Origin of the sequence: Mesorhizobium sp. M7A.F.Ca.CA.002.04.1.1 (genome assembly GCF_004022805.1) — a bacterium.
Taxonomy (GTDB): Bacteria; Pseudomonadota; Alphaproteobacteria; order Rhizobiales; family Rhizobiaceae; genus Mesorhizobium; species Mesorhizobium ciceri.
Map to the genome: position 1 here is coordinate 1 of NZ_RZPL01000585.1, position 3758 is coordinate 3758.

Here is a 3758-nt window from a genome sequence, read left to right on the forward strand (position 1 = left end):
CGGCACCCACATCCATCATGACGAATCCATGTCGGATTCAGCGGGTGCGGCGACGCTGACCAGTTCCGGCGGCGGTAATGTCGTGACGCTGGGCAACGGCAACACGCTGCTCGATTTCAACGTTTCCGGGGGTTCCGGCTCGGCGATCTACGGCCTGGGCATCAACGGCCTGACCGTCCAGGGCGTGACGGCCAGCAATGTCGGGTCCGGCCTCTACCTCAATGGTGTGACCGGCACGGTCTCGGTCGACGACCTGACCGTCCAGACCGCATCTCAAACCGGCATCGTGCTTGTCGATTCGAACGCGACCGTCGATTTCACCGGCAACACCAAGATTACCAGTGCCGCCAGCGTCGGGCTGTTCGCCAACAATTTCGACGGCATCGCCACCTTCGACGATCTCGACATCAGTGGCGGCGGCAGGGGCGTGGCCATCTGGAGCGGCTCGAGCGGCACGCTGACTTTCGCGGCCGCGAGTTCCATCACCAACACGGGCGATGTAGCCTTCAACATCAACGGTGCGGTGCCCAACGTCACCTACAACGGCACGATCGACCAGGCCAATGCGGCCAACGCGGTCAGGATCATCGGCCAGACCGGCGGCACCGCCACCTTCGGCGGCAAGATCACCGCCAGCACGGGCTCGGCCAACGCGATCGACCTGTCCGCCAACACCGGCGGCACGGTGAAATTCACCGGCGGGCTGGACCTGACCACGACGACCGGTACCGGCTTCGATGCCACCGGGGGCGGCACGATCACAGTCGCGGCCGCGGGCACGGAGCAGATCACCACCGGCACCGGCCGGGCGATCAATCTCGACGGCATCACCATCGGCACCGGCGGCATGGCGTTCGACAGCATCACGACAGGCGTTGCGACGGCCACGGCGCTCAACTTCAATGCCGTCTCGGGCGGCCAGTTCCTGGGTGGCAATGTCACTGTCGGCGGCACCGCTGCCGGCATCAACGGCCTTGCAATCAACGCTTCGTCATCGACCTTCACCATCACCAATCTGGTGGCGACCAATGTCGCGGGCACCGATGTCAGCCTGACCAACAATACGGGCTCGATCACGATCCTCGGCGGCACCATCACCAATTCGGGCGCTGGCGACGGTGTCGTCGTTTCCGGCGGCAGCGCGACAGTCGGCGTAGCGGCCAACATCTCCAGCTCGGCAACCGCGCCAGGCGCGGCGGTCAAGGTCGACGGCACCACCGGCGGCTCGGTGACCTTCAGCGGTACGGTCACCTCGACCGGCACCGGCGATCTGTTCGATGTCGGATCGACGCTGACCCCGGCCGGCGGCGCCATCAGCTTCACTGGCCCGACCTTGTCGGCGACGGGTGGCGGCGGGGCGCTTGTCAGCAGCCTCGGCGGCACCGCGACGTTGAACGTGACCGCGCCGCTGTCGATCACCAATGCCACGGGCACCGGCCTGTCCGTCACCAATGTCGCCAGCACGGCATCGGCGAGCTTTGGCGAGGTCACCGTGACGACGCCTGGCGGCACCGGCATCTTCATTGCCGACAATGGCACGGTCACCTTCGGCACAACCCAGGTTACGCTGGGAGCGGCAAGCACCGCCGGCATCGAGTTCCTCGACATCAACGAACATATCAGCTTCGGCACGACCACGATCGACGAGGTTGGCGCCAACCAGACCGGCATCGACTTCAGCGGTTCCTCGAGCGGTTCCTCGACAAGGGCCGATTTCGGCCTGACCACGATCACCGGCACCGGCAGCCTGACCTCGCGCGGCATCGACCTGTCGTCGACGACCGGCAACAAGACCATCACCTTCCTGCGCGGCTCCAGCATTTCCAATGTCGGCGTCGGCGTCGAATTGTCGTCGAGCGGCGCCACCGCGACCTCGGCCAACGCCAACTTCACCTTCGGCGACGGCACGTCCGCCGATGGGCTGCAGTCCTCCATCAGCGCCGCCGCCGGCGGCTACACCGTCAACACGATCGGGCTCGATCCGACGCTCGGCAATTATGATTTCGACGACGTCAACTTCACCGGCGCCGCCCATCTGGCCAGCGCGGTCGGTGGGACCATCATGATTTCCCAGGGCGGTGGCATCGTCCACGCCAACACGGACGGGCTCAGCGCCGACGTGACCACCTACACGGTCGCCGAGGCCGATGCCATGACCGGCACGCTGAACTTCGCCTTTGTCGGCACCGTCGATCTCAGCGGCACCCCGTTCACGCTCGATTCCGGCCAGTCGATCATCGGCTTCGGCAACGGCGCCTCCATCCTCACCTCCGGTACCGTCCAGCCGGTCAATGTCCAGGGCAATCTCGGCGCTACTGGCGGCAACGTCACCGGCGATGAGGGCGTGGTCAAGAGCACGGGCAGCGATACCCTGCATCTGCTCGGCAACAACCAGGTGCGCGACACCGCTTTCGACTTCAGCGGCGGCAGCGGCTCGGTCTTCCTCGTCAACGGGAGCGCGGCTGGCTTCGTCAATACCGGCGGCATCTTCATCGAAGGCGTCACGGTCAGCAATGTCGCCGTGGGCCAGACAGCGTTCAAGGTCGTCGGCCTCGACACCAATTTGTCGATCACCAACAACAACATCAACGTCGCCGGCACGCTGCCGCCATTGGCGTCGAGCAGCGTGCCCAACAGCGGTCCGGCGGGCACGCTGACCGGCGGCGGCATCAACCTGCAGAACCTGACCGGCACGGTGACCATTGGCGACGGCACGCTGACCAACACCGGCGCGAACACGGCTTTCAATGTCGGCTCGACGACTGCCGGGAGCGGCGGCAGCGCGATCATCTCCTATGCCGGCACCATCAACAGCAACGGCACCGGCGCGGCTGTTTCGATCCAGAGCATGACTGGCGGCTCGGTGACGCTGTCGGGCAACCTGACTGATACCAACGCGGCCGCTGGCGGCAATATCGTCATTGCCGGCAACGACTCGGCCGCGATCACCTTCTCGGGCACCAGCAAGGTGATCAGCTCGGGCGCGACGGACGCCGTCAGCCTGGGTCTCGTTGGCAATTTCCCCGCAGGCACACCGGCCCCCAACACCAATTCCGCGATCAATTTCACCAATGGCGGTCTCGACATAACGACGACGACCGGCACCGGCTTCATCGCCTTCGGAGATTTTACCACCGGCGCCGTTACGGTCACCGGCACGGGCAACGAGATCAATTCCGGCGCCGACGGTCTTATCTTGTTCGGCGCCAATGTCGGCGCCGGCGGCGTTGCCTTCGACAGCGTCTCGGCCGTATCCACGAGTACCGGCGCTGGTGTGCTGCTTGGAGGTATCAATCTCGGCGGCGACGTCAACATTGGCGGCCTGAGGGATACCGGCTACATCGGCGCTTCATTGATCGGCCTGAGCGGCGCCGGCGTGGTCAATTTCACCGGCAAGACCGATCTCGACGTCAGCTACAGAGGGTTCGATATTGGTGGGCCGCTGGTCGGCACCATAAACATCGCCAATGTCGCCGGATCCACCCTGAACATCGATGGCGCCGAGATCGGTATCGCATTGACGACCTCGAGCGGGACCGTCAACGTTGGCGGGAATGGCGGCAGCGCCAGCATCGGCGCGACGACAAGCACCACTGGTTCAGCGATCACGCTCGCCGGCGGCAATGATCTTGTCCACGCCACACTGAACTACACCGGCTCGATCAACGTCAGCGCGGGTAGCGTCTTGCAAGTCGGCGGCGGCGACTGGAGCGAGCTCAACATGAGCGGTTCGGTCGTTTCGACCTCGGCAGTAGCAC

General features: G+C 65.0%; 1 pseudogene. It reads left to right on the top strand.

The window, feature by feature from the left end:
- Positions 1 to 28: 28 nt before the first annotated feature.
- Positions 29 to 3758 (top strand): annotated as a pseudogene (locus ENZ75_RS24745) (hypothetical protein); the annotation flags it as partial.